This is a genomic window from Cyanobacteriota bacterium (genome assembly GCA_025054735.1).
Lineage (GTDB): Bacteria > Cyanobacteriota > Cyanobacteriia > SKYG9 > SKYG9 > SKYG9.
The window spans coordinates 1-1,815 of sequence record JANWZG010000581.1; the positions used below are offsets into that span (position 1 = coordinate 1).

A 1,815-nucleotide genomic window follows, 5' to 3' on the forward strand; every position below is an offset into this window, starting at 1 on the left:
CTCCTGTTTGCCCAGATCAGACTGGTGTGGGCACTACCGTGGCTGGTTGCCTGCGTCAGCTCAAGATTCCTAACATTTCTGGTGTCAGAGTTTATGGGCGACGTGCTGGCGAAAAGCATCCCGTCTGGACCTACGCGGCTGATTTTGTGCCCCGGAAACGTTTGGTTCCCCAGGCTATGCCGGAATTTGCAGCCTCAGAGCAATATCTACATGACCTATTGGTACAACCTCAAGACACGGTTTCCCCGCAGGAGAGTGCTACATCCCTGGGTCAACTGGCGGGCTATGTTCGTCAAGCCGTTCAGACCTCGCTATTGCGATTGCCCCTATTTGCTCCCGCAGATTTGCCCCATCAGGTCGATCGGCGCGGTGTCAATACAGCCCTAATCTGGGGTATGGCTGGGCTACTTTTAGCTGTCTTTACAGACTTAGCCACTAGCAATATCCTGCAACACTATGCCCAGCTGCAAACGCCAGAAAAAACTGACAGAACTAGTGCTAATCAGGGAGGAGCTGCTAGCCTGTTGTCTCCTGCTGCTAATGGCAGCACACCCACTGAACCACTGCCGTCGGTGAAGGCCCCAACTCAGCCTACTCCCAAAGCTGCTGATTTACCTACCCTGAAGTCTGCTCCGAATTTAGACAACGGCGTATTTAATGATGAGGGTTTTACTGGTAGCCCATCAGCGGGTGTGACGATCGCCCCTGGAGAAAAACCCTACACCCCCAGTACAGGACTCTACACTCCCGATTTAGAAAACTCTCCATACCCTAGTTTCAATAACCCCCAACTGGACAAAAAGCTAGCTCTCTACTACGAACGGGTACTAGAGTCTGGGCCACCTGATGTGCTGATTATTGGCAGTTCCCGTGCTCTACGGGGAATTGATCCCGTTGCCCTTAGCTCTGCCCTTGCTGCCCGTGGCATTGAGGATGTCACTGTCTTCAACTTTGGTATTAACGGCTCAACGGCTAAATTTGCTGACCTGCTGCTTCAAAAAATTCTGCTGCCAGCCCAGCTACCAAAAATCATCCTATGGGCAGATGGCTCTCGCGCTTTGAACAGTGGGCGCATTGACAGCACCTACGAAGCCTTGACAACCTCTGAAAGTTATCGCCTGTTAGCACAAGGCAAACCATTATTGTCTCCTGCTGCCTCGGCTAAACTAACGTCAACAGGTACCTCTACAGGCGTATCTAGTGCAGGAGTGCCTACCTCCACGTCGTCATCTCCACTGATCATTGACATCACCCGCAGTTATGAGGATGCCAGTCGCTGGTTCGATCGCACCCTGTCAGTCGTATCTGCCACCTATCCCCAGCGAGATCAGCTCAAGGGCTTCCTCAGAGACAAATTTGCCGCAATTGTGCCAGCACAACCAAAACCTGAAACTTCGCTTATACTACCCTCTGCTATTGCTCCAGAAGACCAAACGTCGCTGCTTCAGAGCGATCGCGACGGCTTCCTCTCGCTATCGGTGCAATTTAACCCCGCTACTTACTACCAGCAATATGCACGGGTGCCTGGCAGCTTTGATAATGACTATCGTGCCTTTCGTCTTCAAGGGGAACAAAGTGAAGCCCTCAAGTCCGTAGCAACCATGGCCCGCGATCGCAACATTCCCCTCGTCTTTATCAACTTGCCCCTCACTGCCGAATACCTTGACCCTGTGCGCCGAGAGTATGAACAACAGTTCCAGCGCTACATGCTAACAGCAGCCCGTAACCTGGGGTTTGGGTTCCGCGACCTATCAGAACTATGGCCAACGGAGAATGACTACTTCTCGGATCCCAGCCACTTAAACCGCTACGGAG

The 1,815-nt window shown here is 52.4% G+C and carries 1 protein-coding gene; it reads left to right on the forward strand.

Going from position 1 to position 1,815, the window contains the following annotated elements; genetic code table 11:
- A partial coding sequence (locus NZ772_18370; protein ID MCS6815522.1) for a DUF1574 domain-containing protein occupies positions 1–1,815 on the forward strand: 1,815 nt, incomplete at both ends.